This is a genomic window from Leifsonia sp. 466MF (assembly GCF_900100265.1).
Taxonomy (GTDB): Bacteria; Actinomycetota; Actinomycetes; order Actinomycetales; family Microbacteriaceae; genus Leifsonia.
In genome coordinates, this window is record NZ_LT629696.1 from 849,198 (window position 1) to 875,101 (window position 25,904).

Below are 25,904 nucleotides of genomic sequence, written 5' to 3' on the forward strand. Positions count from 1 at the left end.
GTCGGACTCGGCGTTTTCATACATGGGATAGCCATGGCACCGCCGCTCGGGGTGACGCCGAACTTGGTGGTGGGATTTTACGGGCTGTTTCTTGTTATCTGGACGCTCCCTACCTCTCTACTAGTAGGGCTGGCCGTGGGGTTTGCGCTGAGGCTGACCGTCCGACGGTATGGTGGACGAGTACTCTCGTCGTGGCGCACGCGGCTCTTAGTGTCTCTCTCCTACGGGCTTCTGCTTTCAGGAGGGTTCTATTTGATCTTCTCCCACCTCTGGACTAATGGCGTCGGCTTCGTCGCCCTGGGCGTTGCGTTCGGCGCGGGCGTGGCGATGGCGCTGTTTTTGACGTCCTCGCGAGCGGTCGTCCATTCCGCCTGAGAGTCATCGCGGCGGCAGGGCACCTGTGCGGGTATCCTCCACGCGTGTCTGAATTCGCGACCTACGTGGAGAACGTCGTGCGGCCGTACCCGGGGACGGGCAAGAAGCGCGACCCCGCTAGCCTGCTCCACGACTATTACGCGATCATTACCAACGTTGCAGACGTCTATAATGACTACGTTGCCGAGTACTTCAACGATCTCGCGCCCCGAGACTTCATCGAACAGGTTCTCCGCGATCCGACCGCTCAACGGTTCCCGGAGTTCGAAGAGTTCGCTCGCCAGGTCGATGACTTGGATGAGCAATTCCGGCGGCTGCTCACTCCGACACCGGTTGCGCCCGGCAAGGGCTGGTGGACCACGCACCTGCCGCTACGCGCTGGGCGCAGGTTCAACGACGAGATGTGGACACTCTTCGACTACCGAGCTGAACCCGCCGAAGACGGGGGCGGCACCTGGTACTGAGTGGCATGGCGGTCAACTGACCCGTCTGGAAAACGGGGGATCACCCCACCAGCCCACACCGCCGGCATCGAACACGAGTCCATCGGCGACGCGCCCTAGCGGCTCGGCGATGCTGAAGTCAGCGATGTCCGTCCCGAACTCCTCCGCCGTCGGTTGATCGGTGTACGCACCGGAGTATTGCTCGCCGGTTGCCGTGACAGGTAGCCCCGCGGTGGGACCCCAGGGCGATCCGTAGACGACACAGAAGCCATCGTCGAACGCCCACGCGTCGACGACGGTGACCTCCTCCGCTGAAGTCGGGCCGCCCGAACGGAGACGCTCGAGACAGCTCAGCAGAGCGGTCTGACCCCACGACAGCTCGGGGAGAGCCCGCAGCTCGTCGATCGCTGCGCTGTGCGCGGGGGTCGCGCTCACGGCGCGGCCCCGTCCACGCGGTCGGAGAGGAGCCACTCGCATGGGCTCCACGGGGGCTCCGCGCCACCGACCGGTCCGACATCCAGCAGCGGGTCGTCCGACCGGATCACGCACAGGATCCGGTTGCCGAGGAGTGCTCCGAGACGAGCCGTGTCGACGAGGATGTCGAGCAGGATCCGACAGGCGGCCGGCATCGTCGCGCGGAACCGGTCGAGGTGGTCGAGTTCGATGATGAGTCCCGTGTCGGCCTTCGTCCATCCGTAGGCCTGCTCGGCGACGTCCTGGAGGCAGTCGGACAGCGCGGAGAAGTTGCGGCCGTAGTAGGCGGGGAAGTCGAGGGCGGTACTCAGCGCCTCGTGAAGGTCGGCTTCGTCGGTCCAGGATGCGGTATCCAGCCGGACGACGCGGTAGCCGGCCGACCGGAAGGAGGCGAGCGACTCATCGACGACGGCCGCCGAGTGGAACTTCGTCACGAATCCGTTCCTGGCCAGTTGGAATCCGGGATCCTGATCGTCCGCTTCCCACACAGCCACGAGAGAAACCTATCTCGCACGAGACGCCGTCGAGCAAGCGACGGCCACTGCTCCAAGAGTCATCGCGGCTCCGGTGTAGATTCTGGCGTGTGAGCGACCCACGAACCTCCGGCCGGGCCGAGGAGGCGGCGACGACACCGTCGGGGCCTGCCACCCGCCACCGGAGGAGATGGGGACCTTTCGTCTGGTACTCGATCGCTTTGTGCACCGGCCTCGGCGTGCTCATCCACGGGACGGCGATGGCGCCGCCGTTGGGGTGGACTCCGCCCCTGGTCGCGGGCTTCTACCTGTTATTCCTGTTCATCTGGACAATTCCGACGTCGATGCTGCTCGGCTTGGCACTCGGGCTCGGGCTGCGCTGGGCGGTCGACTGGTCTGAGCGGCGGGCGCCCGCATGGTGGCGCTCCGGGATCGCGCTGTCAATCGCCTACGGTTTGCTGGCAGCGGGAGGCTTCGCTCTGATCTTCTCCCGGGCGTGGACGAACGGTGTGGGCCTGTTCGCGGCGGGAGCGGGCTTCTGCGTGGGCGTGGCGATGGTGCTCGTCCTTCGGAAGACGCTGGACACTCGTGCAGCGCATCACTGACCCCGATCGCCTCCAGGCCGTCGTCGGCCTGAGGGACGCTGCCGCCGACGGCCCCTACGACCTCCGCGCCGAGTGGCTGTCCGCGACGGGTTCCTTCGTTCTCGCACAGGAGGCTGCATCGCGGATCGACCCCGACCAGATCGAGCGCATCATCAGAGCGAGCGCCGTGCACGGCATCGGGGGCTACATCGCCGTGTCGAATGACGATGCGTTTGTGGACCCGACGACGATGGCCTTCGAGGTTGACGTGACGCAATCGGAGCTCCACGCCTGCAGCGACGAGTTCTTCGGCCTCAACATGATGCTCTTGGCGCCGGACCATGCCATCGCGCTGCTCTCAACCGTCGACGACTATTCGATCCTTGCGGGCCCTCGAGCCTTCCTCCTCGGCTACGAACCCGACATCGATCGGGCGCTCGAGGAGTTCAGATCGTTTGCGCTTCAGCAGATTGAGAGCCTCCGCCCTGCTGCTCTTCGGGCGCTCGAGACTTTTGAGAGCCGTTTCCCGACACGATCGGTCGACTGAACGTTCCGCGGCGGGCAAGAGCTTGTCCCGCGCCAGCATCGAACAAGCGAAGGGCCGGACCCGATGTCGCGGGTCCGGCCCTTCCGGGCGGCGCCTGTCGTGCTGGGGGCGACAGGCGCCGCTCGAGAAGCGGTGTCCCTTACCGGACGACCGCACCCGCCGGGGAGGAGAACTGCGCGTAGTCGAGCTCCGCGTAATTCTGGTTCGCCTGGTGGGCGATCGTGACCGTGTTCGTGCCTGCGTTGAGCTGCACCGTCGTGGTCGCCACCGGGAAGGATCCGCCGTTCGCACCCCACGGCCCCGTGACGGGGAGGGTCACGTTCGTCGCGGGTCCACCGTTCACGGAGAGCCCGACCACCGCATCCAGCGTCCCGTTCTGCGTGTAACCCCCGTCGTTGGCGTAGCCCAGCTGGAGCCGGTAGGTGCCGGCGGTGGGGACGTTGGGGCGGAAGGTCACGGAGCTGGTGGAGGAGTCGAGTCCGCCGACGAAGCTTCCGCCGGACGCGTTCGACGAGGCGATGACGTTGCCGCCGGAGACGGTACCGGATTCCGCCTCCAGCCGCTGCACGAAGGTCGCCGCGGGCGGATTCGACGGCTGCGACCAGCCGGGGACGGCCGCGGTCGTGGACAGGGAGATGGAGTCGAGCTCGGCGTAACCGGTGCCGCCGGCGAAGTACGGCGACCCCTTCGCGAGCCGGATCATGTTGTATCCGGCGGTGAGGTGGAGGGTCGGTCCGGAGACCGTCGCGAATTTCCCTTGGGCGCCCCATCCGCCGGTCGCGGGATAGCTGACCGTGCTCCAGGCGCCGCCGTCGTAGGCGATGCCCTGGGTGGAGGTGGCACCCGTGCCGTTGGCGTAGCGGATCGACAGACTGTAGTCGGCCGCGACCGGGACGTTGACCAGGAAGTCGACGAAGCTGTCGTTCCGCATGTCGCCGCTGTTGTCCAGGCCGCCGACGTATCCGCCGTTGGATGCGGCGGAGGAGGAGTAGCGGATGCCGTTGACCACGGAGGCGTTCTCTGCCTCGTACGTCTGCTGGTACGAGGTGACCGGTCCGCTGGTCGGCGTGACGACGATCTCGTACGCGGCGCCCGGGTCCTGCCCGGTGAGCGGGACGCTGATGGCTCCGTTGGCGACCGTGAGGGATCCCGACCAGATGGTCGTCGGAGCGGACACGGCGTGCAGGCGGCCGGAGTCCGGCGTGGAGAGCACGGTGACCGCGACCGACGAGCCGAAGCCGCTGAGGTTCTTCACCGACACGGTGTTGTCGCCGGTTGCGCCGCCCACGACGGCCGTGAGGATCTTGCGGGTCGTGTCCAGTGAGGCGATGCCGTCCTGCAGGCCGTTCTGGGCCACGGACACCATGTTGCCGGTCATGTCGCCGTACCACTTGTAGAGCCAGTAGGTGCCGGTCGGCTGCCCGTTGACGAACAGGCCGTTCATCGTGCCGGACTCGTACCAGTAGGCGCGTTCGGCGTCACGGACATCGGTGGCGCGCTCGAAGGTCGCGAGGTAGCGCAGCGATGATGCGGGCACATCCACCTGGTCGGGCCAGGCGCACTCGTTGATCGACACCGGGCGCGGCGAGATGCCGAGTGAGCTCTCGATCCCGCGCAGGTCGGCCAGTTCGCCGGGCAGGGCGTCGGAGCTCCACAGGTGCCAGCTGATGACATCCGGCACGGTGCCGGCGTTCTTCGCGGCGGTGAGGAAGCTGGTCATCCAGTCGTGGTTGTAGCTGGAGATGCTCGGGCCGACGATCGGAGTGACGGTGTCGTACTTCTTGACTTCGTTATAGATGCGCGACCAGCCGTCGTTGAACGGACCTGCCGCCGAGGTGTTCCAGGTGCCGTCCGGCTCGTTCCACAGCTCCCACCCGTTGATGTTTGTTGTGGAGGAGGCCGAGACGCGCGCCTGGACCATCGTGTCGACCTTCGACAGGTAGTCGCTCCAGCTGACCCACTTGTACGGCCAGTCCGGGTAGATATCCGGCATGCGGACGGTCTCCTGGCCTCCCGCGGAGATCAGCGACGGCGCGACCTTGAGCGCGTCGCCGGATGGAGTGGTCGCGCCGTTCCCCAACTGCTGGACGCCCGGTGCCGGCTGGGTGAACTGGTTCACGTGCAGCGGCAGCAACGAGGCGGGATCGGGCGTGCTCGCGGTCGCGAGACCGTACAGGCCGCCGGCGGCGACATGCGTGACGGGACGCACGACCGACGCCGCGTCGATGGAGAGGGTGTTTCCTCCGATTGCCGCGACGGCAGGAAGCGCTGCTCCGGCAGCGACCAGAGAAGCGGCTGCAGCGCCCGCGACAGAGATGCGCAACAGGGGGGACCGGCGGCGAGATCGCCTGCTCGTGAGGGTCGAGTGGGTGAGTGACATGGTCGGATGCTCCTTCGCATCAAAACGGTGACGGCCTTCGGCACCGCATTGTCGAACCGGTTCGATAGTCACCTTAGCGCAAGCGCTTTGCGCCGCCAATAGATGTTGTTTCGCGCAACATTTGACCGGATGGCCGCGTAAATCTCCGCGTCGAGTCTGGCGTTAGGCACGTGCGTCGAACCGGTTCGAGGAACGGACTCAGCGGTACCTGAGCCGTGAGCAGGCGTTACGACCCGATGCCCTCAGCGGATCTTTTCGACATCATGCAGCCAGTCTCTCGCCGCTTCAGCCGGTGGTTCCCCCGCCATCGCCGCGAGGGCGGTCTGATAGTGATCGCCGAAGATCACCGTCGTGATGGTCTTGAGTTTGTAACCCAGAGCCCCTTTGTCCCAGGTGGCTTGGGGAGTGGCTTCCCAGAGATAAAGGAACTTCTTCGTCAGGCCGCCCGGTACGCCTATCCACATTCCGTCGAGTCGACGGTCCCGCTCGATGCCAACCAGGTGACCCGTGACGAGGAGCGATCGCAGCATCCGTTTGGTGCCGTCGAGGTCGGGTTGCGTGCTGACGGGAGGCAGCGCTGGGGGCCATTCGGGCGCGGACTTGGCGAACTCCGACTGAAACGACCGATCCGGCCGCACGCTCTTGACGTCGCTGATTCGAATCGCCGCATAGCCGTCCAGGTAGCCACCCGCGGTCGTCTGCGAGAGCAGCACCCACTGTCGTCCGACAGCGAGGACGAATCCATCGATGGTGTAGCCCGGACGCGATCGCCGACGGATCCTCATGATCTTTTCGCCACTGACGCCGACCTTCAGGTTTGAGCGGATCTTCGCGCGCGACGCCATGCGTTCATACTGTCATGTCGGATCGTTCGGGCTCCGGGTCGCGAGTCAGTCGCGTCATGACGAGGGTGGGCCCGGTGGGGCTCGAACCCACGACCCGCGGATTAAAAGTCCGATGCTCTGCCAACTGAGCTACAGGCCCTCACCTCCAATCTAGCGTGGATTCACCCCGTCCCGCGGCGGGGGCAGAATAGGGGGATGTCTGACCGGTTCCACAAGCCCGCGCTGTTCACGAGTGGGATGTTCGAGGCCTTCATGGGCGGGGAGGATCCCGCGCAGATCAGCAGGGTCGCGCATGAGACCGCCCGTGCCCTGCTCGCGCGGGTGCGCGAGAACCCGGACGCGGAGGTCGTGGACCGGCTGGTCGCGTTCACCGACCAGCACGGCATCGATGCGCTCGCCGAACTGTGGTCTCGGTCCAACGCCAAGAGCCTGCCCGGCGCGCTGTGGCGCATCTACCTCATCCGGCTTCTCATTCGCCAGGATGCGGAGGGCACCGCGTACCTGTTCCAGCGCGGCACCGAGGTGCTCGGGTCCATCGACGCGGTCGTGGCGGGCGCCCCGAATCCGGCGGGACCGGCGGAGATCACCGAACTCGCCGACCGCATCCTCCGTGGCCTGTTCGAGGGCGACTTCGCCGTCGCGCTCGACCGGGCGGCTGCGTTCTGCCGGGTCGCAGCAGCCGGGGCCGCCTCCGTCGCCGACGACCGCGACGTGCTCGACCCGGAGCGGGCGAGTGAGCTGACCACGCGGGCTCTGCGCTTCACCCGCACCGCAGAGGAACTGACGGCGTGCGCACGGCTGTGGCGGTCGGGATCGCTCGACTGAGCAGGTCAACCCCCGCGGCGGCATCCGCGTTCTCCCGCTGCGAACGCCACGCCGATAGGCGCCGCGAACCGCTCCTGTACACTGGATGTCGCCGGGCCGCAGTAACCCCGGGCTCCAAAACTAGCCGCTTCGAGCGGCCTCGCGCCGAGAGGCGTTCTGCGGCCCGGCACTCTTCTGTTCAGGAGAAGCCCGTTCGAGCATCGGCGGGATGACTCCCGGCAGGCCGGATGAGAGCGGAGACGACGTGGACGACGCCCCTGCGGTCGACCTCGACGCCCTCCTCGTCCGCACCGCCGCGGGCGATCAGGAGGCGTTCTCGCGCTTCTACGACTTGACCGCGGCGCGCGTCCTCGGACTCATCCGCCGGCTCCTCATCGACGGCGCGCAGTCGGAGGAGGTCGCCCAGGAGGTCTTCCTCGAGGCGTGGCAATCCGCTCCGCGGTTCGATCCGAATAAAGGTCGAGCGCAGACGTGGATCATGACCATGGCCCACCGGCGCGCTGTCGACCGGATCCGCGCATCGCAGGCGTCGCGCGACCGGGACACGGTTGTGGGCATCCGCGACCTCCCGACCGCCTACGACCAGGTGGCTGAGACGGTGGAGGTCCGGGTCGAGCACGAGAGGGTGGAGGTGGCCATGGCGAAATTGAGCGAGCCGCAACGGCAGGCCGTCACCCTCGCCTACTACGGGGGACTCAGCCAGTCCGAGGTCGCGGCCGAGCTCGGAATCCCGCTCGGCACAGCGAAGACTCGGCTGCGCGATGCGATGATACGGCTGCGAGAGGAACTGGGGGTGACGACATGACCCGCGAGGACGACCGAGACGCCGGGCGCCTCGGCTACCGCCTGGGCGCGGACGACGAGCAGGAGGCCCGTGCCTTCGAGGACGTCGCCGCCGAACTGGCGCTCTCCGCCGAGCCCGTCCAGCCCCGCCCGGAACTCAAGGCGGCGCTGTTCGCGCGGCTGCAGAACACCCCGCAGCTGCCGGCTCAGGATGTCGCCCAGCCGACGGCGGAGCCCGTCGCGGCCCCAGCCGAAGCAGCCGACGCCTCTCCGGCCCCCGAAGCAGCTCCCGGAGCCACCCCGGGCCGCGCCGAGCGCGCCGCACAGCGCCGCTGGTTCCAGCGCCCTGGACTTCTCCTCGGCGCCGCGGCCGCCGCGATCGTGCTGTTCGTCGGCGGAGCGTTCGTCGGCTCGACACTCTCCGGCGGCAACTCGTACCAATCGCAGCAGGCGTCCGCCCTGGCCGAGATCAACGCGGCTCCGGACGTGCAGCGGGCGACCGCGCAGGTCGAGGGCGGCGGAACGGCGACCCTCGTGTGGTCGGGCGAACTGGGACGTTCCGCGCTCGTCGCCAACGACCTCCCGGCGCTTCCCAGCGACAAGACCTACGAGCTCTGGTACCTGCGCGACGGGCAGGCGATCCCCGCCGGGACGATGAACCCGGCGAACTCGGGATCGACCTGGCGCGTGCTCACCGGCGACATGGCGGCGGGGGACACGGTCGGCGTCACGGTGGAGCCGAGCGGTGGGTCCGACAAGCCGACGAGCCCGCCCATCGTCGCCATCGCGTCCTGATCGGGATCGCCCGGCAGGAGACGACGAGCGAACGCAAAGAACGCCGCCGATCGCACTGATCGGCGGCGTTCTCGCGTCTGCTGCGACCGCGGGGTCGCGTCCGGATCAACCGAAGCGGCCCGAGACGTAGTCCTCGGTGGCCTGCACGGTCGGGTTGGAGAAGATCTGGTTGGTGTCGTTGTACTCGATGAGCTTGCCCGGCTTGCCGGTGCCCGCGATGTTGAAGAACGCGGTGCGGTCCGAGACGCGCGACGCCTGCTGCATGTTGTGGGTCACGATCACGATCGTGTAGTCGTTCTTCAGCTCCTCGATGAGGTCCTCGATCGCGAGCGTCGAGATCGGGTCGAGGGCCGAGCACGGCTCGTCCATCAGCAGGACGTCGGGGGAGACGGCGATCGCGCGGGCGATGCACAGACGCTGCTGCTGACCACCGGAGAGTCCGGAGCCGGGGAGGTTGAGTCGGTCCTTGACCTCGTTCCACAGGTTGGCGCCCTGCAGCGAGCTCTCGACCAGGTCGTCGGCCTCGCTTTTCGACATCCGGCGGTTGTTGAGCTTCACGCCGGCGAGCACGTTGTCGCGGATGCTCATGGTCGGGAACGGGTTCGGGCGCTGGAACACCATGCCCACCTGGCGGCGCACGAGGACGGGGTCGACGCCCGGGCCGTACAGGTTGTTGCCGTCGATGAGCACCTCACCCTCGACATACGCGCCGGGGATGACCTCGTGCATGCGGTTGAGGGTGCGGAGGAACGTCGACTTGCCACATCCCGACGGGCCGATGAAGGCCGTCACGGAGCGGGGCTCGATGGTGAGCGAGACGCCCTCGACGGCGCGGAACTTGCCGTAGTAGACGTTGAGGTCGTTGACTTCGATGCGCTTGGACAATTGATTCCTTGGCTGTCGGGTGGAGGGGTGCGGGTTCAGCGGCCGTACTTGGGAGCGAAGGCCTTGGCGATGATGCGGCCGGCCAGGTTGAGCAGCATCACGATGATGATCAGCGCGAGGGCGCCCGTCCAGGCGCGGTCGATCTGGGCTTGCGCGTGGAGCCCGGCGGCCTGCGTGTACTGGGTGTACACGAAGACCGGGAGGGTCATCATCCGGTCGTTGAAGAGGTCGTAGTTCATGCTCGTCGTAAAGCCGGCGACGATGAGCAGTGGTGCCGTCTCGCCGATGACACGGGCGATGGCGAGCATGACGCCGGTGACGAGACCGGCGAGCGAGGTCGGCAGCACCACCTTGAGCACGGTCAGCCACTTGGGGACGCCGAGGGCGAGGGACGCCTCACGCAGTTCGTTCGGGACGATCCGCAGGATCTCCTCACTGGACCGCACGACGACCGGGATCATCAGCACCGAGAGGGCGACGGCTCCCATGAAGCCGTTGCGGATGCCGGGACCGAAGAACAGCGCGAACAGGGCGTACGCGAACAGGCCGGCGACGATCGAGGGGATGCCGGTCATCACGTCGACGAAGAAGGTGATGCCGCGCGAGAGCATGCCGCGCCCGTACTCCACCAGGTAGATCGAGGTCAGCAGGCCGATCGGCACGGAGATGACCGCCGCCATGAGGGTGATCTCGAGGGTTCCGACGATCGCGTGGAGCGCGCCGCCGCCGTCGCCGATGACGTTGCGCATCGACTCCGAGAAGAAGGCGATGTCGAAGCGGGCGAGACCCTGCGAGACGACCGTCCAGCCGAGGGAGATCAGCGGGAGGAGGGCGATGATGAACGCGGTCGCGACGAGCGAGGTGACCAGCCGGTCCACGGCCTTGCGGGAGCCCTCGACCAGCAGGGATGTGGTGTAGATCGCGACGTCGAACAGCACGGTCCCGAAGAAGATCGCGCCGACGATGTTGAAGTCCTTCGTCGCGCCGCTCGCGGCGAGCATCGCGAAGATCGCGGCGAAGACGACCCACGAGACGACGAGCATCGTCCACGGCGCCCAGCGGGGCAGCTTGCCTGCCGTGTAGGAGTTGGCGAGGGGGCGCGGGGCGGTAGCGGTGGTGGTGGCCATCAGTTCGCTCCAGAGAAGGCCTTGCGGCGGCTGACGATGTAGCGGGCGAGCATGTTGATGAGCAGGGTCACCACGAACAGCACGAGACCGGAGGCGATGAGCGCGTTCACGCCGAGGCCGGTCGCCTCCGGGAACTGCAGGGCGATGTTCGCCGCGATCGTGTTCGGGCTCTGCGCCTGCAGCACCGCGAACTTCACGATCAGGGCGGGTGAGAGCACCATAGCGATGGCCAGGGTCTCGCCGAGGGCGCGGCCGAGGCCGAGCATGATGGCGGAGATGATGCCGCTGCGGGCGAAGGGGAGGACGGCCATCTTGACCATCTCCCAGCGCGTCGCGCCGAGGGCGAGGGCGGCCTCCTCGTGGAGGCGCGGGGTCTGCAGGAAGATCTCGCGGCAGATGGCGGTCATGATCGGGATGACCATGACGGCGAGCACCAGGCCGGCGGTGAGGATGGTGCGGCCGGTGCCGGAGACCGGTGGCGCGAAGAACGGGATCCAGCCGAGGTTGTCGCCTAGCCAGACGTAGAAGGGCTGGACGAACGAGGAGAGCGTCGCGATGCCCCAGAGGCCGAAGACGACGGAGGGGACGGCGGCGAGAAGGTCGATGATGTAGCCGAGCACCGAGGCGACGCGGCGCGGTGCGTAGTGCGAAATGAACAGCGCGATGCCGATGGACAGCGGGGTCGCGATCAGCAGCGCGATCAGCGCCGCCCAGATGGTGCCGAAGACGAGCGGCCAGACCCACGACCAGAAGTTCGTCGCGTTGTTGGGAAGCTCGCCTGCGTGGGCGAACAGAGCCGGGATGCTCTGCACGACCAGGAAGATCGCAACGGCGGCGAGGGTGGCGAGGATCAGGGATCCGGCCACGATGGTGCTGGTCGAGAAGACCCGGTCGCCGAGGCGGACCTTCGCCTTCGGCCTGATGGCTCCTACTGTTCCGGCGGTCATTCGTTGCTTTCTCTCATCGGGTGCGCCGTGGGGGACGGCTGAGGACGGGAGCACCGCTCGGCCCGGGCTGCGGGGCAGCCCAGGCCGAGCGGCGTGGTGTTACTTGATGCTGGCGACGGCCTTGGAGACCTTGTCGGCCAGGTCGCTCGCGAGCGGGGCCGAGCCGGCCTGCTCCGCAGCGGCCTTCTGGGCGTCGCTCGAGATGATGTAGTCCACGTAGCCCTTCACCAGGTCCGCCTTGGCGGCGTCCTTGTACTCCTGGCACGCGATGATGTAGGAGACCAGGACGAGCGGCCAGGCGCCCTTCTTGGTGTCCTTGCGGTCGATCTGGATGGCCAGGTCGTTGGCCTCGCGACCATCGGCGATGGGGGAGGCGGCGACCACGGCGGCAGCACCGTCGGCGCTGATCTTCTCGTAGTTGTCGCCGACCTTGAGCTGGGCGATGCTGAGGCCCGCCGAGCCCGACTCGTCGATGTACGTGATGGAGTTCTTCGCGTTCTTGGTGGCGTCCGCGACACCCGAGGTGCCCTTGGCTGCGTCACCGACCTGGAACGGGAACGTCTGGGAGGCCGGGGCCGTCCAGACATCGGGGGCGTTCGCGGCGAGGTACTCGGTGAAGTTCTGGGTGGTGCCCGAGTCGTCGGAGCGGTGAACGACCGTGATCGGGGCCGACGGGAGCGAGGCGCCCGTGTTCTGGTCCTTGATCTTGGCGTCGTCCCACGTGGTGATCTTGCCCGAGAAGATGCCGGCGATGGTCGCGGCGTCGAGCTTGAGGTCCTTCACGCCGTCGACGTTGTACGCGATCGCGATCGGGGAGATGTAGACGGGGAGGTCGATGCCCTTGCTTTCCGCGGCGCAGCCGGCGAACGTGGAGCCGAGCTCCTCGGTCTTCAGCGCGGCGTCGGAGCCGGCGAAGTCGGCAGCACCCGAGATGAAGCTCTTGCGGCCGGCGCCGGAGCCCTGCGGGTCGTAGTTGATGGTGGCCTTCGGGTTGGCCTCCTGGAAGCCGGCGGCCCACACCGTCTGCGCCGCGCCCTGGGCGGACGAGCCGATGCCGTTCAGCGTGCCGGACAGGTTCGAGGCCTTGGCCGTCGTGGTCGACGGCGTGCTGCCCTCGTTCGCCGCGCAGGCGGTGAGAGAGATGGCGGCTGCGGCGAGGAGTGCCACGGGAGCGCCGATGCGCTTGAGTTTCACAGTTGTCCCTTCGGGGATCAGTAACAACAGGACGGGGTCGGTGCGACCCGCGTGAGACGCTATTCCCGGTGTCTGTCCAGAGTCCCCCGCGGTGGTAAACGGGAGGTTAACGCCGGGCGTCCTCTTGTCCTCGTGCTCCTGTGAATCCGCGGGTCAGCCGGTGATCTGCACCGGTGTCCCGAGGGGGAGGGCGTCGACGGCGGCGATCGCCTCGGCCGACAGCCGCACGCAGCCGTGCGAGACGGCGCCGGCCGCCGTCGACTGGTAGTGGATGCCGATGAGGCCGCCGTCGGAACCGTCGTAGGGCTCGTCTGCCGCGGTCGCATGCAGCGAAGTGAGTTGGATGCGGTGCTCCTCCTGGCCCTGCGCGGGGTCCAGGTAGCGGGCCTGCAGGTAGCCGGTGCCGGTCGGAGTGGGCGTCGAGTCGGTGCCGACGCCGACCGCGAACTCCTGCAGGGTGCGGCCCGCGCCATCCAGGATGCTGAGCTTCTGCTCCTCCGTCGAGATCACGACCCGCTTGGTGAGGGTCGCCGAGACGCGCAGCAGCCTCGTCGGCACCCAGGCTGCGCTCTGGGCGGGTGCGGGGTCGGCCGCGGTCGCCTTCGAGGGGAGCTGTTTCCTTGCCGGCGTGAGGATGAGTGACCAGTCGCCGCGCGTCTTCACACGGACCACCACGGTCGGCTCGCCGAGGAAGTTGTTGGCGGGGATGAGCGCGACCGGCGTCCGGAAGTCGCCGGCGTACGCGGCGGTGTCGAAGGCCAGACGGAACGCGGTGCGGATCTCGGCCTTCTCGGGCGCCGCGATGAGGCCGGGGATGACCGCGTTGAAGGAGGCGGTGGGGAGCGCCTTCAGCTCGGACGGGGAGAGGCCGGGCGGCAGCGCGGCGCCGGCTTCGGCGGTTGCCGTGGGCCGCGGTGAGGCGCTGTGGGTGGGCTTCGCGTCGCCGGGGGCACAGGCGGAGAGCGATGCGAGCAGGGCGGCGGTGCAGAGCAGGGCGGGGAGGATGCGGCGGTTCGTCATGGTGTCTCTGTCGTCGGGTCAGGTCTGGGCGGGGTCGGAGGGTGTGTGTGTGTGTGTGTGTGTGGATGGAGGGCGCCGTGAACCGCGAGTGGCGGCGCGGACCGATCGGGTCCGCGCCGCCACGAATCGTCAGGCGCCGATCAGCCGCTGACGACGGGGAGGCGCGACGGGCCGGAGGCCGCCGCAGTCGCAGCGCCACCGAGCGACGGCGCGGTGCCGCCGCCGACGGCGACGTCCTCACCGGTGACCTGGATGGTCACGCTCTGGCTGACGCCGGACTGCTGACCGGCCACCGTCACGGTGAGCGGGCCGGCGGTCGCGACGCCGCCGGCGAGGTAGAAGCCGAAGACGACGGAGCCGTCCGCCTCGACCGTGTACGGGCCGAGGTCGAGGGCGTCACCCGCGTAGTCGACCGTCACCTTCACCTGCTCGCCGGGGGTGTAGCCCGAGGCGAGGATGGAGATGCCGCTGTTCTTGTCGGTCAGCTGCGCCGTCGTGATGGTGGAGACGCTCGAGACGATGCTCTTCGGCAGCGTCGCGGGGTTCACCGTGAGCGGCACCGAGTTGGAGGTGTCACCGAGGTTGCTCGTCGCGGTCACCGAGAGGGTGTCGCCCGCGGCCGGGAGGGGCAGCGTGACGAACGGGGTGTAGGTCTCCTGGAAGGAGCCGGAGGCGTCGGCCGTCACATCGTGCAGGTCGATGGCGGTGTGGTCGGAGGTCTCCACGGTGATGGTCACGACCGCGTCGGCGGTGAAACCGGAGCCCGCGACGTTGAGGCCGGCGCCCCAGTCGCCCGCGGTGAACGTGGTGTTGGCGAGCGTCAGGGTGCCGGTCGCGGCAGTGGCCGGAGCGGCGGCGAAGAATCCGCCGGCGACCACGGCAGCGGCTGCCGTGAGCGCGCCGAAGCGGATGCGCGTTGAGCTGGTCATTCATTTCCTCTGGTGGAACGGAGACGTGCCGAATGGCACCTCCCGACACTAACAGGGTGATATCTCAGCTGCAACTATGGAAGATGGATGTGCGGTGTGCTAACCCTCCACGGGTGCGTAGGTCTCGATGGAGACGATCCCGGACGCCGGGTTCGTCGCCGAGAGATGCACGACCGAGAAGCCGCCGGTGTCGAGATCGGCCGCGTCGTCGAGGTAGGCGCCCGGCATCGTGCCGGTCGCCAGGGCGATCTCGCGCATGATCTCGGGCAGCACCGGACCGTGGCTGCACAGCACGGCTGTCTTGCGGGAGCGGACGCGCTTGCCGACGACGCCCCGCACATCCCCGCGGCCCTCCTCGTAGGCGTCCTGGCTGATGTCGTGGTCGCGGTGGGGCTTGATGCCGGTCGCCGCCGCGAGCGGAGCCACCGTGGTGACGCAGCGCACCGCGTCGCTCGTGACGATCCGCTTCGGACGCCACGTCTCGAGGGTCGCCACGTCGGCCGCGGCCTGCTTGACGCCGCGCTCCGTGAGGGGCCGGGAGGCGTCGGAGCCGTCCCAGCGGTCGCGGGGCGCCGCCTTGCCGTGGCGCAGCGCGATCAGCGCGAAGGTTGAGGTGATGCCCTGGTGGACGAGCGCGTCGAACGCGTCCAGGATCTCGACATCCCGCTCGTAGGTGAGGTAGCCGCGCGCCTTCTTGATCGTGACCCACTCGATCGCGGCGATCTCGCTGTTCGGCACGAAGGTGGAGCGCAGGATGGCCTTCTCGCCGACCTCCGCCGCCCAGTAGTGCACGATCTTCTCGCGGCCGCTGCTGAGGGGATAGGTCGAGACGCCGAGCGGGACTCCGAGGCCGATCTTCAGCCCGGTCTCCTCCTCGATCTCGCGCACGGCCGTCTGCGGCAGCGTCTCGCCGGGGTCGACTTTGCCCTTGGGGATCGTCACGTCGCCGTACTTGGTGCGGTGCACGACGAGCACGACGATCCGATCGTCCACGACGCGCCAGCAGAGGGCGCCCGCGGCGTAGATGGCCGGGCTCACCGCCTCGTTCCCGTACGGGTGCTGCGTGGGCGGTGACTGTACTGCTGGATGAGCTTGTTCTGCAGGTCGACCAGCGGCTTGCCGTTCTCGTCGAGGTGGTGCCGCGTCCACACGCCGTCCTGGTCGAGCTTCCACGTGGCGGTGCGCTCGTCGAACGCGAGGTCGAAGAGGTCGCTCAGCTCGCGCAGGTGCTCTGGCTCGGTGAGGCGGACGAGCGCCTCGACCCGGCGGTCGAGGTTGCGGTGCATCATGTCGGCGCTGCCGATGTACACCTGGGGGTCGCCGCCGTTGACGAACGAGAAGACGCGGGAGTGCTCGAGGTACCGGCCGAGGACGGAGCGGACGCGGATGTTCTCCGACAGGCCTTCGCGGCCCGGTACGACTCCGCAGATGCCGCGCACCCACAGGTCGACCGGAACGCCGGCCTGGCTCGCCCGGTAGAGCGCATCGATGATGGCCTCGTCGACGATCGAGTTGAGCTTGATCCGGATGCCGGACGGCCGGCCGGCCTCGGCGTTGGCCCGCTCGGTGTCGATCCGCTTGAGGAGGCCCTTCCGCAGGTGCAGCGGGGCGACGAGCAGCCGCTTGAACTTCTTCTCGATCGCGTAGCCGGAGAGCTCGTTGAACAGGCGGGTCAGGTCTTTGCCGACCTGGTCGTCGTCGGTGAAGAGCCCGAGGTCTTCGTAGATGCGGGAGGTCTTGGGGTTGTAGTTGCCCGTGCCGATGTGGCTGTAGCTCTTGAGCACGCCCTTCTCCTCGCGGATGACGAGGGCGAGCTTGCAGTGCGTCTTGAGACCCACCAGGCCGTAGACGACGTGGACGCCGGCCTTCTCGAGCTTCCGCGCCCAGGAGATGTTGTTCTGCTCGTCGAAGCGGGCCTTGATCTCGACCAGGGCGAGCACCTGCTTGCCGGCCTCCGCCGCGTCGATCAGCGCCTCGACGATCGGGCTGTCGCCCGAGGTGCGGTACAGCGTCTGCTTGATGGCGAGCACGTGCGGGTCGGCCGCCGCCTGCTCCAGGAAGGCCTGGACGCTGGTCGCGAACGACTCGTACGGGTGGTGGACGAGCACATCCTGCCGGGCGATCGCCGCGAAGATGTCGGGCTTGGCGTTCGGCTCGCTCGGCATCAGCTGCGCCGGCGTGGTCGGCACGTGGTTCGGGTAGTGGAGGTCGGGGCGGTCGATCTTGGCGAGGTCGAAGAGGCCGCCGAGGTCGAGCGGAGCCGGGAGGCGGTACACCTCCTGCTCGGTCACATCGAGCTCGCGCACGAGCAGCCCGAGGGTGACCGGGTCGACGTCGTCGGTGACCTCCAGGCGGATCGGCGGACCGAAGCGTCGCCGCAGCAGCTCGCGCTCGAGCGCCTGGATGAGGTTCTCGGTCTCGTCCTCGTCGATCTCGACGTCTTCGTTGCGGGTGACGCGGAAGACGTGGTGGTCGAGGATCTCCATGCCGGGGAAGAGGTCGCCGAGGTGGTTGGCGATGAGCTCCTCGAGGGTGATGAAGCGCACCTGGCCCACGGTCTCGCGCTGGTCGATGCGGACGAACCGCGGCAGCATCTGCGGCACCTTGAGGCGGGCGAACTGCTCCTTGCCCGTGCGCGAGTTGCGGACGCGCACGGCGAGGTTGAGCGAGAGCCCCGAGATGTAGGGGAAGGGGTGCGCCGGGTCGACGGCGAGCGGCATCAGCACCGGGAAGATCTGCTGCGAGAAGATCTCGCGCAGCTGCACCTTGTCGGCGTCGTCGAGCTGGTCGTACGTCACGACCGTGATGCCCGCATCGCGCAGGGCGGGGAGGACCAGGTCGTGGTACGCCCGTGCGTGGCGCAGCTGCAGCTCGTGCGCCTTCTCGGAGATGTCGGCGAGCACGTCCTGCGGGGCGCGCCCGACATTCGTGGGCACCGCGAGTCCTGTGGCGATGCGGCGCTTCAGGCCGGCGACGCGGACCATGAAGAACTCGTCCAGGTTGCTTGCGAAGATGGCGAGGAAGTTCGCGCGCTCGAGCACGGGGAGCAGCGGGTCCTCCGCCAGCTCCAGCACACGCTGGTTGAACGCGAGCCAGCTCAGCTCGCGGTCGAGGTAGCGGTCGTCCGGCAGGGTCGGGTCGGGCTCGTAGATGAAGGGAGCGAAGTCGTCGTCGAAGTCGCTGCCCAGGCTGCCGCCCAGCCCCGTGTCGAGAAGGCCGTTCTCCAGAGTCGTGCGCTCGTCCATCCCCCCATCATGGCACCGGGAGCGGGCCGTGGTGACGGCGCTGCGTAAACGGTGGATAAACGCTGCCTGTGGAGGGAATCCGCGTTGATGAGCTACGCCGTGCGGTCCCTGCGGTACTGGATGTCGACCGTGTGGTCGACGAACCCCGCAGAGCGGTACAGCGCGAGCGCCGACTCGTTGTCGTCCTCCACGTAGAGGTCGGCCGTGCTGACACCGCGATCGGCCAGCCGCGCGAATCCAGCGCGCAGGAGGCTCCGGCCGAGCCCCTGCCCGGCGAGTTCCGGGTCGACGCCCAGCACGTAGATCTCGCCGGCGTCGTCCTCCACCTTCAGCCAGTCGTAGCCGACCATCCGGCCGTCGCCGTCGCGCAGCACGAGCAGGTCGTCCGCGTCGAACCACGGCTCGTCCATCCGGTCGCGGAGATCGTCGGCGGTGAGCGAGCCCTGCTCGGGATGCGACGAGAAGATGCGCGCGTTGAGCGCCACCCACTCCTCGTCGTCGGCGCCCGGGCGGAACGCCCCGATCAAATACGGCGCGGAAATGGGCCACGGACCCGGCGCTGACGACGCCGGAGGCACGGGGGCGGTCAGGTGGAGGAGCCGCCGCACCGGCACGAATCCGAAGCGCTCGGCCAGCCGTGCGGCCGCGGGATGCGCCCCGTGCGACCAGGCGGTCAGCGACCCGGCCGCGCTCGCGAGCATCCCCTCGAGCACGGCCTCTCCGAAGCCGAGGCCGCGGAACAGCGGGTCGACGACCAGGTCGAGTTCGCCGCGTCCGACCGCCCCGGCCGCGACCACCCGTCCGTCCGCCGCGTCGCCGGTCGCGGTGGCGACGACGGGAGAGCGCCGGCCGGCGTCGAGATCGAGGCGCGCCTGCTCGTTGAAGGCGTCGGCGCCGTCCTCCTCCGCGGCGGCCGCGGCGACCTCGAAGAACGCCTGCCGTTGTGCGGGATCGCCGAGGTCAGGGACGGAGAGACGTAGGGAGGCGGTCATTCTCCTCCTCGTACACGTTGAACCGGTATCCGACGTTGCGCACGGTGCCGATCAGCGACTCCAGGTCGCCGAGCTTGGCCCGCAGGCGTCGCACGTGGACGTCGACCGTCCGGGTGCCGCCGAAGTAGTCGTACCCCCACACCTCGCTGAGCAGCTGCTCGCGGGTGAAGACGCGCGAAGGATGCGTCGCGAAGAAGCGGAGCAGCTCGAACTCCTTGAACGTGAGGTCGAGCTGGCGGCCGTGGGCCTTGGCGGAGTAGCTGGCCTCGTCGATCGTGATGCCGGAGGCCTGGATCTTCGACTGAGAATGCTCCTGCGTCTGGCGCCCGATCGCGAGACGGATGCGCGCATCCAGCTCGGCGGGGCCCGCGGAGTCGAGCACGACGTCGCTGACGCCCCAGTCCGCGCTGACCGCGGTGAGGCCGCCCTCGGTGAGCACCAGGACGAGCGGGACCGTGACGCCGGTCGTCGTGAGGATCTTGCAGAGCGACTTCGCACTCGCCAGGTCGCGCCGCGCATCCACGAAGATGAGGTCGCAGCTCGGGGCGTTCACCAGGGAGGCCGGTTCGGCCGGGATCTGACGCACCCGGTGGCTCAGCAGCGCGAGGGACGGCAGCACCTCCGCGCCCGGACCGGCGGCGTCGGAGACCGAGGAGGTCGCCCCTGGAGTGCGGGGCGCGGTGGGGTTCGGCGCAGAGGTCAGGATCAGAAGCTGCGCCACACATTCCTCCTCACCCGCCGGGAAACCGTGCCGTAATGCTACCGGAAACAGCCGCCCGCCCTGTCCGGCAGCCGCCGCGGGCTCGCGCCGGGGCACAATGGGAGGGTGAGCGACGACACCCCGGACACCCCGCCGATGCACGTGATGGGTCCGGCTGCCGCGGCCGGCCCTGTGCAGCCGCCGCTGCCGCGATGGGCCACGCTCACCAGCATCGGCGCCGTGTGGGCCGTCTCGTTGCTGCTGGGCATCCTCATCGCCACGGTGGCGCGATCGGCCGAGTACGCCTCCTGGCTGTCCCTCGCGCTGGGCGTCTCGGTGCTCCTGGGATTCGTCGCGCAGCTGGCGACGCAGCAGAAGGACGGCTTCATCGACCGGCTCGCGGTGACCTTCGTCGGCAGCTTCATCATCCTGGGCCTGTTCGGAGGCGTTCTTGCCCTGGTGTCGGCGGCTGCTGGGTAGACTGGCAGCATGCTGGTCGCTCTCGAACTCTTCTTCATCGGCCTTCTGGGCCTGGCCACTCTCGCCATCCTCGGCGTCTCGGGCGTGGTCGTGTACAACCTCTTCCGCGGTCAGCGCTGAGCCCTGAGGCCGAAGCCATGATCGAGATCCCCACCGATCTCCCCGCCGAGCTCGTCCCTCTCTCCTGGCTGATCGGCGTCTGGGAGGGCACAGGTGTGCTCGACTACACGGTCGACGAGGAGCACACCCAGCTGGAGTTCGGCCAGCGTGTCAGCTTCAGCCACGACGGGCTCGGTTACCTCAACTACTCGGCGACCTCGTGGGTGCTCGATGAGCAGAACACGCCGCTCGCCGCTGAGACCGGCTACTGGCGGCTGCGCCGCAAGCTGGTCGAGGGCGACGCCGGTCCCGCGATGCTCCCCGGTGTCGGCTCCCGCCCGTTCAACACGGCGCAGTCGGTCGAGACCCTGCGCAATTCGCACGGCGCCTTCGACATCGATGTCTCGATCATCCATCCCGACGGCGTGAGCGAGATCTACGTCGGCCAGGTGGCCGGTCCGCGCATCGACCTGGCGACCGACGCGGTGCTGCGGACGGCCGGGGCGAAGGAGTACACCGCGGCGACCCGCCTCTACGGTCTGGTGGACGGCCACCTGCTGTGGGCATGGGACATCGCCGCCCTGGGCCAGGAGCTGCGCACGCACGCCTCCGCCCGGCTCGCCAAGGTCGACTGAGAGGCGCCGCCGATGTCCGACCAGTTGGAGCCCGATCAGCGCTCACCGTTCCTCGATCTGCCGGGCGCCGTCGACACCGACGGCACGGGCGTTCCCACGCACTACGGCAGCCCTCTCGCCGAGCAGCGCGCCCTCGCGGAGCGCGGCGCGATCGTCGACCTGTCCGACCGGGCCGTTCTGACCATCCAGGGTCCGGATCGTCTCAGCTGGCTGAACTCGCTCACGAGCCAGGCGCTCACCGAGCTGCGGCCGGGGGAGTCGTCGGAGACCCTGCTGCTGGATGTGACGGGTCGCGTCGAGCACGCCGTCCGGCTGGTCGACGACGGCGAGACCCTGTGGCTGCTGGTGGACCGACCGGAGGCGGAGGGTCTGCTCGGCTGGCTCGACTCCATGCGGTTCATGCTGCGCGTCGAGCTCGCCGACCGCACGGCCGACCTCGCCACGATCGGCACGCTGGGCGACCCGCCGCTGCCGCTGGCGGCGCCCAACGCCGTTCCCCTGGTCTGGCACGATCCCTGGCGCGCCGTGACGCCGGGCGGTCACCAGTACGCGCACGGCGAGCATCCCGGAGCGGGATGGTCGTGGAGCGAGCGCCTCGTCCCGCGCGACGCGCTGCCCTCGATCGTCGCCCGCGTCCGCTCGGGCGAGCTGTCGGTCGCCGGAACGCTGGCCGCCGACGCCCTGCGCATCGCGGCCTGGCGGCCGCGCTTCTCGACGGAGGTCGACGAGCGGACCATCCCGCACGAGCTCGACTGGCTGCGCACGGCGGTGCACCTGAGCAAGGGCTGCTACCGCGGGCAGGAGACCGTCGCCAAGGTGCACAACCTCGGCCACCCGCCGCGGCGCCTGGTCATGCTTCATCTGGACGGGTCGGAGGGTGTGCTCCCCGCATCCGGAGCCGTCGTCTCGGCCGCCGACCGCGAGGTGGGTGCCGTGACCTCGTCAGCGGTGCACTACGAGCTGGGTCCGATCGCGCTCGCCGTTGTGAAGCGGTCGACCGATCCCGACGCCACGCTGACCGTCGAGGCGGACGGCGTGCAGGTCGCCGCCGGGCAGGAGATCGTGGTGCCGCCGGAGGCCGGCTCGGCCGCGCAGGTTCCGCGGATCCCGCGTCTGGGCGCCGTCACCCGCACTCCGCGTTCCTGAACGGCTGACGCGACGCCGCTGGGCCGCTGTATCCGGCTGCCGCTTGGCGACCGAGTTAGGTTAAGCTAACCTAACTTTCGTGACTGCGACCGCCGGCCTTCTCGCCTCCGACGTGACCATCGCCTACGACGGCGTCGACGTCGTCCACGGCGCCGACCTCCTCCTCCCGCGCGGGCGCGTGACCGCCCTCATCGGCCCGAACGGCAGCGGCAAGTCGACACTCCTCCGCGCGATCGCACGGCTGAAGGATGCGCGAGGCGGCTCGGTGCTGCTCCCCGGCGCGGCAGACGCCGACGCGACGGAGATGGTCGATGCGCTCGCCCTCTCCCGCCCGGAGTTCGCCCGCCGCGTCACCCTCCTCGCCCAGAGCCGTCCGACGCCCGCGGGCTTGAGCGTCCGCGAGGTCGTCGGCTTCGGCCGTCACCCGTACCGCCGTCGCTTCCGCTCGACCGACCCCGAGGGCCGCGCCGCCATCGACCGGGCGCTCCAGCTGACCGGTGTCGCGGCGTTCGCCGACCGCGGTGTCGAGTCGCTCTCCGGCGGCCAGTTGCAGCGCGTCTGGCTCGCGTGTTGCCTCGCGCAGGAGACGGATGTGCTGCTGCTGGACGAGCCGACGACCTACCTCGACCTGCGCTACCAGGTGGAGATCCTCGACCTCGTCCGCGAGCTGGCGGACCTGCACGGCGTCACCGTCGGCCTCGTGCTCCACGACCTCGACCAGGCCGCCGCCGTCTCCGACCGCGTCGTGCTCCTGCGCTCCGGCCGCGTCGTCGCCGCCGGCTCCGCCGCCGAGGTGTACGACCCCGAGCTCCTGACCGACGTCTACGGCATCCGCATCGACGTCGAGACCGATCCGATCTCCGGTGTCCCGCGCACGCGGGCCGTCGGCGCCCACCACCTCCGAACCGAAAGGACCCGATGAACATCCGACGACACCTGCCCGTGGCAGCCCTGGCGGTCGCCGCCGCGATCGCGCTGAGCGGCTGCGGCACGACCGAACCCGCCAGCGGCGAGACGAACGGCGGGGCGGCCCTGACGGTCACCGACGCTCGTGGCGAGAAGGTCCGCCTCGACGGTCCGGCGAAGGAGGTCGTCGGCACCGAGTGGAACGTGGTCGAGATGCTGCTGACCCTCGGCGTCGAACCGGTGGGCGCCGCGGATGTGAAGGGCTACAGCGCCTGGGACACCGCGGAGAAGCTGCCGAAGGGCGTGAAGGACATCGGGACGCGCGGGGAGCCGAGCGTCGACACCGTCGCCGCGCTCAAGCCGGACCTGGTGGTCGCGACGACCGACCTCTCGGACTCCGCCATCGACCAGCTGGAGCGCGTGGCGCCGGTGCTGGTGGTCCGGTCGGCCGACGCCTCCCGGCAGCTGGAGCAGCTGACCGACAACGTGAACCTGATCGCGAAGGCGACCGGGACGGAGGACCGCGCGAAGACCGAGCTGGCGTCGTTCGACACGGCGGTCGCCGACGGCAAGAAGAAGCTCGCCGATGCGGGCCTGTCCGGTGCGAAGGTCGCGTTCGCCGACGGATGGGTGCAGGGCAACAGCGTCTCCGTGCGTCCATACGCAGCAGGGTCGCTGATCTCGGACGTGAACGAGAAGCTCGGGCTCGCCAACCCGTGGAAGCTGAAGGGCGACGAGGCGTACGGCCTCGCCGCGACCGATGTGGAAGGTCTGACCTCCCTCGGAGACGTGCAGTTCGCCTACATCGCGAACGACGTCGACGGCAGCGACCCGTTCCAGGGGGCACTGAAGGACAACGCCGTGTGGGCCTCCCTCCCGTTCGTCACGGCCGGCGACGTGCACCGCCTGCCCGACGGCATCTGGATGTTCGGAGGCCCCGCGTCGATGAAGCAGTACGTCGCGGCGCTGGTCGACGCCCTCACGAAGTGACACAGGCCGTCGCCGTCCGCCGGGGAGCCGGCGGACGGCTCGCCCTTCTGGCCTGCGCGGCCGCGGTCGCGGTGGTGGCGCTCTCCCTCATCCACCTCTCGCAGGGGACCGCCGTGCTCGGGCCGGACGCCCTCTGGCGTGCTCTGACCGGGGGAGCGAGGGCGGGGGGATCGGGTGCAGCGCAGGCGGATGCCGTGCTCGCCGCCTCCCGGCTGCCCCGGCTCGCGGCCGGGCTCGTGGTCGGCGCGACCCTGGGTGCGGCGGGGGCGGCCCTGCAGTCCGTCTCCCGGAATCCCCTCGCCGCTCCCGACACGCTCGCGGTGAACGCGGGTGCCTACCTGGCCGTCGTCGCCGTCGCCGCCTTCGGCATCTCCCTTCCGGTGCTCCCGGCCGGAGCGATCGCCTTCTGCGGTGGCCTGATCGCGGCCGTCGTCGTGCTGGGGCTGTCGCGTGGGGGAGCCGGCCCGGTCCGGCTGGTTCTGGCGGGTTCCGCGCTGACGCTCGCGCTGAGCGGGGTCAGCGGGATGCTGCTGCTCTTCTACTCGCAGGAGACGACCGGTCTGTTCGCGTGGGGCAACGGATCGCTCGTGCAGACCGGGATGGACGGGGTGCTGCAGCTCCTGCCGCTCGCCGTCGTCGCATTCGCGGGTCTGCTGGTGCTCTGCCGGCGGCTCGACATCCTCGCCCTCGGTGATGACGGCGCCGTCTCGGTCGGGGTGAACCCGCGCACCACCCGCGCGGTGGTCGTGGTTCTCGCGGTGCTGCTGTCGGCGGTGGCGGTGACCATCGCAGGGCCGATCGCGTTCGTCGGGCTGTGCGCGCCCGCGATCGTGCGGCTGCTGGCGTCGCGGGTGCCCGGGCTGGCCCGCCATCGGGCGTTCCTGCCGGCCTCCGCGGTGGCGGGGATGCTCGTCGTCCTGATCGCCGACGTGCTGCTCCGCGCGGTGTTCGGCGGGCAGGCGGGCGTCGCGGTGCCGACCGGGATCGTGACAACGGTCTTCGGCGCCGGCGTGCTCGTGTACCTGGCCTACCGGTCGCGCGACACGTCGTCGAACACCGCGACGAACGCGGCGGTGAAACTGCGCAGCAGGCGCGCCTTCGTGATCACGCTGGTGGTCTGCTGCGTCGCCCTCGTCGCGGCGCTGGTCGCTGCCGTCCTCCTGGGGGATGCGCGCCTGCTTCTCGGCGACGTCTGGAACGGCATCACCGGTCGCGCCGGACGCGTGGTGTCCTTCGTACTCGACACGCGCCTCCCGCGGGTCGCCGCAGCACTCCTCGCGGGTGCGGCACTCGCCCTGGCGGGCACGATCGTGCAGGCGGTGTCGCGCAACCCGCTCGCCGAACCCGCCATCCTCGGCGTGGTCGGGGGAGCGGGCGTTGGAGCGATCGCCGTCATCACGGCCGTCCCGCTGGCGAGCTTCTGGCTGGTCGGCGGAGCGGCGCTCGCCGGTGCGGCGGCCGCCGCCCTGCTGGTGTTCGGCCTCGCCGCGCGGCGTGGGCTGGAGCAGAACCGTCTTATCCTGATCGGCATCGGCGTCTCCTCCGGCGCGACCGCCCTGACCAGCCTGTTGATCGTGCTGACCGACCCGTTCAACGGCGCGAAAGCCCTGGTGTGGCTGTCCGGCTCGACGTACGGCCGCACGTTCCCGCAGGTGCTGCCGGTGCTGGTGGTGCTGCTGGTCGCGGTGCCGCTGCTGGCCGCGGCCACGCGGGAGCTCGACATCGTCGGACTCGACCCGGACACCCCGCGGGTGCTCGGCGTCCGGCTCGGCCGCGCCCGGCTCGGGCTGCTGGCGATCGCGGTCGCCCTCACCGCCGCGGCCGTGGCGGCGGTCGGCGTGATCGCCTTCGTCGGGCTGGTCGCTCCGCACGCCGCCCGATCGCTGGTCGGACAGCGGCACGCGCGCGTGCTGCCGGTGGCCGCGCTGCTCGGGGCGATCCTCGTCAGCGTCGCCGACACGGTGGGCCGGACGCTGATCGCGCCCGCGCAGATCCCGGTCGGTCTGGTCACCGCCGTGATCGGGGCGCCGTACTTCCTGTGGCTGCTGTGGAGGTCGCGGGCGGAGGCGTGAGCGCCGCTGCCCG

General features: G+C 69.3%; 27 protein-coding genes and 1 tRNA gene. 13 read left to right on the plus strand and 15 right to left on the minus strand.

The annotated features are described in order from the left end of the window. Window positions 1-33 precede the first annotated feature (33 nt). Both BLR91_RS19945 and BLR91_RS04015 read left to right on the plus strand, forming a co-directional pair. Window positions 34-375 (plus strand): hypothetical protein, encoded by a 342-nt coding sequence (locus BLR91_RS19945; RefSeq protein ID WP_157694667.1) that lies wholly within the window; start codon window positions 34-36, stop codon window positions 373-375. 44 nt (window positions 376-419) lie between these two features. After that, window positions 420-839 (plus strand): hypothetical protein, encoded by a 420-nt coding sequence (locus BLR91_RS04015; protein WP_231918815.1) that lies wholly within the window; start codon window positions 420-422, stop codon window positions 837-839. A gap of 12 nt (window positions 840-851) precedes the next feature. Here the strand turns inward: BLR91_RS04015 and BLR91_RS04020 are convergent, their stop codons facing one another. Further along, complete coding sequence (locus BLR91_RS04020; protein ID WP_089876912.1) at window positions 852-1,253, minus strand: hypothetical protein; 402 nt, start codon at window positions 1,251-1,253, stop codon at window positions 852-854. Then, window positions 1,250-1,786, minus strand: coding sequence for a barstar family protein (locus BLR91_RS04025; protein ID WP_231918816.1), 537 nt, complete (start codon window positions 1,784-1,786; stop codon window positions 1,250-1,252). Before BLR91_RS04025 ends, BLR91_RS04020 begins: the two co-directional genes overlap by 4 nt. A gap of 89 nt (window positions 1,787-1,875) precedes the next feature. On the opposite strand from BLR91_RS04025, the gene BLR91_RS04030 reads away from it, so the two are divergent. After that, window positions 1,876-2,370 (plus strand): hypothetical protein, encoded by a 495-nt coding sequence (locus BLR91_RS04030; protein WP_157694666.1) that lies wholly within the window; start codon window positions 1,876-1,878, stop codon window positions 2,368-2,370. Next, on the plus strand, window positions 2,354-2,896 hold the full coding sequence (locus tag BLR91_RS04035; protein WP_089876909.1) for a hypothetical protein: 543 nt from the start codon (window positions 2,354-2,356) through the stop codon (window positions 2,894-2,896). Before BLR91_RS04030 ends, BLR91_RS04035 begins: the two co-directional genes overlap by 17 nt. A gap of 139 nt (window positions 2,897-3,035) precedes the next feature. Here the strand turns inward: BLR91_RS04035 and BLR91_RS04040 are convergent, their stop codons facing one another. From BLR91_RS04040 to BLR91_RS04050, 3 genes are all read right to left on the minus strand, one after another. Further along, on the minus strand, window positions 3,036-5,276 hold the full coding sequence (locus BLR91_RS04040; protein WP_231918817.1) for a CBM35 domain-containing protein: 2,241 nt from the start codon (window positions 5,274-5,276) through the stop codon (window positions 3,036-3,038). A gap of 242 nt (window positions 5,277-5,518) precedes the next feature. Further along, on the minus strand, window positions 5,519-6,121 hold the full coding sequence (locus BLR91_RS04045) for a hypothetical protein (protein WP_089876907.1): 603 nt from the start codon (window positions 6,119-6,121) through the stop codon (window positions 5,519-5,521). 66 nt (window positions 6,122-6,187) lie between these two features. After that, window positions 6,188-6,260: transfer RNA gene (locus tag BLR91_RS04050), tRNA-Lys, on the minus strand. Between the two features lie 56 nt (window positions 6,261-6,316). Between BLR91_RS04050 and BLR91_RS04055 the strand changes: the two genes are divergently transcribed. The 3 genes from BLR91_RS04055 to BLR91_RS04065 all read left to right on the plus strand — a co-directional run bounded on the left by BLR91_RS04055 (window position 6,317) and on the right by BLR91_RS04065 (window position 8,524). Beyond that, the gene (locus tag BLR91_RS04055) at window positions 6,317-6,946 is read left to right on the plus strand and encodes a hypothetical protein (RefSeq protein ID WP_018191826.1); all 630 of its coding nucleotides are present in this window, start codon (window positions 6,317-6,319) and stop codon (window positions 6,944-6,946) included. A 208-nt stretch (window positions 6,947-7,154) separates the two neighbouring features. Further along, entirely contained in the window at window positions 7,155-7,751 is a 597-nt protein-coding gene (sigK, locus tag BLR91_RS04060) for an ECF RNA polymerase sigma factor SigK (RefSeq protein ID WP_442911244.1), read from the plus strand. After that, the gene (locus tag BLR91_RS04065) at window positions 7,748-8,524 is read left to right on the plus strand and encodes an anti-sigma factor (RefSeq protein ID WP_089876906.1); all 777 of its coding nucleotides are present in this window, start codon (window positions 7,748-7,750) and stop codon (window positions 8,522-8,524) included. Before sigK ends, BLR91_RS04065 begins: the two co-directional genes overlap by 4 nt. 105 nt (window positions 8,525-8,629) lie before the next feature. Here BLR91_RS04065 and pstB read toward each other — a convergent pair whose 3' ends face one another. The 10 genes from pstB to BLR91_RS04115 form a co-directional block, all read right to left on the minus strand. Next, a complete protein-coding gene (gene pstB / locus BLR91_RS04070; protein WP_018191823.1) occupies window positions 8,630-9,409 on the minus strand; it encodes a phosphate ABC transporter ATP-binding protein PstB in 780 nt (259 codons plus the stop codon). Between the two features lie 35 nt (window positions 9,410-9,444). Continuing rightward, entirely contained in the window at window positions 9,445-10,536 is a 1,092-nt protein-coding gene (gene pstA / locus BLR91_RS04075; RefSeq protein ID WP_018191822.1) for a phosphate ABC transporter permease PstA, read from the minus strand. Then, window positions 10,536-11,483 (minus strand): phosphate ABC transporter permease subunit PstC, encoded by a 948-nt coding sequence (gene pstC / locus BLR91_RS04080; protein WP_018191821.1) that lies wholly within the window; start codon window positions 11,481-11,483, stop codon window positions 10,536-10,538. Before pstC ends, pstA begins: the two co-directional genes overlap by 1 nt. Window positions 11,484-11,582: 99 nt before the next feature. Continuing rightward, on the minus strand, window positions 11,583-12,677 hold the full coding sequence (pstS, locus tag BLR91_RS04085) for a phosphate ABC transporter substrate-binding protein PstS (RefSeq protein WP_089876904.1): 1,095 nt from the start codon (window positions 12,675-12,677) through the stop codon (window positions 11,583-11,585). A gap of 153 nt (window positions 12,678-12,830) precedes the next feature. Next, window positions 12,831-13,697, minus strand: coding sequence for a L,D-transpeptidase (locus tag BLR91_RS04090; protein WP_089876901.1), 867 nt, complete (start codon window positions 13,695-13,697; stop codon window positions 12,831-12,833). A 140-nt stretch (window positions 13,698-13,837) separates the two neighbouring features. Next, on the minus strand, window positions 13,838-14,626 hold the full coding sequence (locus BLR91_RS04095) for a hypothetical protein (RefSeq protein WP_018191818.1): 789 nt from the start codon (window positions 14,624-14,626) through the stop codon (window positions 13,838-13,840). 99 nt (window positions 14,627-14,725) lie between these two features. Next, a complete protein-coding gene (locus BLR91_RS04100) occupies window positions 14,726-15,664 on the minus strand; it encodes an NUDIX hydrolase (RefSeq protein WP_020077035.1) in 939 nt (312 codons plus the stop codon). Continuing rightward, the gene (locus BLR91_RS04105) at window positions 15,661-17,871 is read right to left on the minus strand and encodes an RNA degradosome polyphosphate kinase (RefSeq protein ID WP_089876900.1); all 2,211 of its coding nucleotides are present in this window, start codon (window positions 17,869-17,871) and stop codon (window positions 15,661-15,663) included. The genes BLR91_RS04100 and BLR91_RS04105 overlap by 4 nt, the downstream gene beginning before the upstream one ends. Before the next feature lie 92 nt (window positions 17,872-17,963). After that, window positions 17,964-18,863: a mycothiol synthase gene (mshD, locus tag BLR91_RS04110; protein WP_089876897.1), complete on the minus strand. Its 900-nt coding sequence runs from the start codon at window positions 18,861-18,863 to the stop codon at window positions 17,964-17,966. Beyond that, window positions 18,832-19,584, minus strand: coding sequence for a response regulator transcription factor (locus tag BLR91_RS04115; protein WP_018191814.1), 753 nt, complete (start codon window positions 19,582-19,584; stop codon window positions 18,832-18,834). The genes mshD and BLR91_RS04115 overlap by 32 nt, the downstream gene beginning before the upstream one ends. Before the next feature lie 105 nt (window positions 19,585-19,689). On the opposite strand from BLR91_RS04115, the gene BLR91_RS04120 reads away from it, so the two are divergent. The 6 genes from BLR91_RS04120 to BLR91_RS04145 all read left to right on the plus strand — a co-directional run bounded on the left by BLR91_RS04120 (window position 19,690) and on the right by BLR91_RS04145 (window position 25,891). After that, the gene (locus tag BLR91_RS04120; RefSeq protein ID WP_020077037.1) at window positions 19,690-20,043 is read left to right on the plus strand and encodes a hypothetical protein; all 354 of its coding nucleotides are present in this window, start codon (window positions 19,690-19,692) and stop codon (window positions 20,041-20,043) included. Between the two features lie 137 nt (window positions 20,044-20,180). Next, window positions 20,181-20,777 carry an FABP family protein gene (locus BLR91_RS04125; RefSeq protein WP_018191811.1) on the plus strand — a complete coding sequence of 199 codons (597 nt, stop codon included), beginning with the start codon at window positions 20,181-20,183 and terminating at the stop codon, window positions 20,775-20,777. 12 nt (window positions 20,778-20,789) lie between these two features. Beyond that, window positions 20,790-21,923, plus strand: coding sequence for a CAF17-like 4Fe-4S cluster assembly/insertion protein YgfZ (ygfZ, locus tag BLR91_RS04130; RefSeq protein ID WP_089876895.1), 1,134 nt, complete (start codon window positions 20,790-20,792; stop codon window positions 21,921-21,923). A gap of 79 nt (window positions 21,924-22,002) precedes the next feature. Further along, on the plus strand, window positions 22,003-22,845 hold the full coding sequence (locus tag BLR91_RS04135; RefSeq protein ID WP_089876892.1) for an ABC transporter ATP-binding protein: 843 nt from the start codon (window positions 22,003-22,005) through the stop codon (window positions 22,843-22,845). Next, window positions 22,842-23,819 (plus strand): ABC transporter substrate-binding protein, encoded by a 978-nt coding sequence (locus tag BLR91_RS04140; protein WP_089876890.1) that lies wholly within the window; start codon window positions 22,842-22,844, stop codon window positions 23,817-23,819. The genes BLR91_RS04135 and BLR91_RS04140 overlap by 4 nt, the downstream gene beginning before the upstream one ends. Next, window positions 23,816-25,891: an iron ABC transporter permease gene (locus tag BLR91_RS04145; protein WP_089876888.1), complete on the plus strand. Its 2,076-nt coding sequence runs from the start codon at window positions 23,816-23,818 to the stop codon at window positions 25,889-25,891. The genes BLR91_RS04140 and BLR91_RS04145 overlap by 4 nt, the downstream gene beginning before the upstream one ends. Window positions 25,892-25,904: the final 13 nt, after the last annotated feature.

Bases quoted from the DNA above. Each gene is read 5' to 3' on its own strand.
- BLR91_RS19945 (WP_157694667.1), top strand. From the start codon at position 34: ATGGCACCGCCGCTCGGGGTGACGCCGAACTTGGTGGTGGGATTTTAC.
- BLR91_RS04040 (WP_231918817.1), bottom strand. From the start codon at position 5,276: ATGTCACTCACCCACTCGACCCTCACGAGCAGGCGATCTCGCCGCCGG.
- BLR91_RS04045 (WP_089876907.1), bottom strand. From the start codon at position 6,121: ATGGCGTCGCGCGCGAAGATCCGCTCAAACCTGAAGGTCGGCGTCAGT.
- BLR91_RS04055 (WP_018191826.1), top strand. From the start codon at position 6,317: ATGTCTGACCGGTTCCACAAGCCCGCGCTGTTCACGAGTGGGATGTTC.
- sigK (WP_442911244.1), top strand. From the start codon at position 7,155: ATGACTCCCGGCAGGCCGGATGAGAGCGGAGACGACGTGGACGACGCC.
- BLR91_RS04065 (WP_089876906.1), top strand. From the start codon at position 7,748: ATGACCCGCGAGGACGACCGAGACGCCGGGCGCCTCGGCTACCGCCTG.
- pstA (WP_018191822.1), bottom strand. From the start codon at position 10,536: ATGGCCACCACCACCGCTACCGCCCCGCGCCCCCTCGCCAACTCCTAC.
- pstC (WP_018191821.1), bottom strand. From the start codon at position 11,483: ATGACCGCCGGAACAGTAGGAGCCATCAGGCCGAAGGCGAAGGTCCGC.
- BLR91_RS04090 (WP_089876901.1), bottom strand. From the start codon at position 13,697: ATGACGAACCGCCGCATCCTCCCCGCCCTGCTCTGCACCGCCGCCCTG.
- BLR91_RS04095 (WP_018191818.1), bottom strand. From the start codon at position 14,626: ATGACCAGCTCAACGCGCATCCGCTTCGGCGCGCTCACGGCAGCCGCT.
- BLR91_RS04105 (WP_089876900.1), bottom strand. From the start codon at position 17,871: ATGGACGAGCGCACGACTCTGGAGAACGGCCTTCTCGACACGGGGCTG.
- mshD (WP_089876897.1), bottom strand. From the start codon at position 18,863: ATGACCGCCTCCCTACGTCTCTCCGTCCCTGACCTCGGCGATCCCGCA.
- BLR91_RS04125 (WP_018191811.1), top strand. From the start codon at position 20,181: ATGATCGAGATCCCCACCGATCTCCCCGCCGAGCTCGTCCCTCTCTCC.
- ygfZ (WP_089876895.1), top strand. From the start codon at position 20,790: ATGTCCGACCAGTTGGAGCCCGATCAGCGCTCACCGTTCCTCGATCTG.
- BLR91_RS04140 (WP_089876890.1), top strand. From the start codon at position 22,842: ATGAACATCCGACGACACCTGCCCGTGGCAGCCCTGGCGGTCGCCGCC.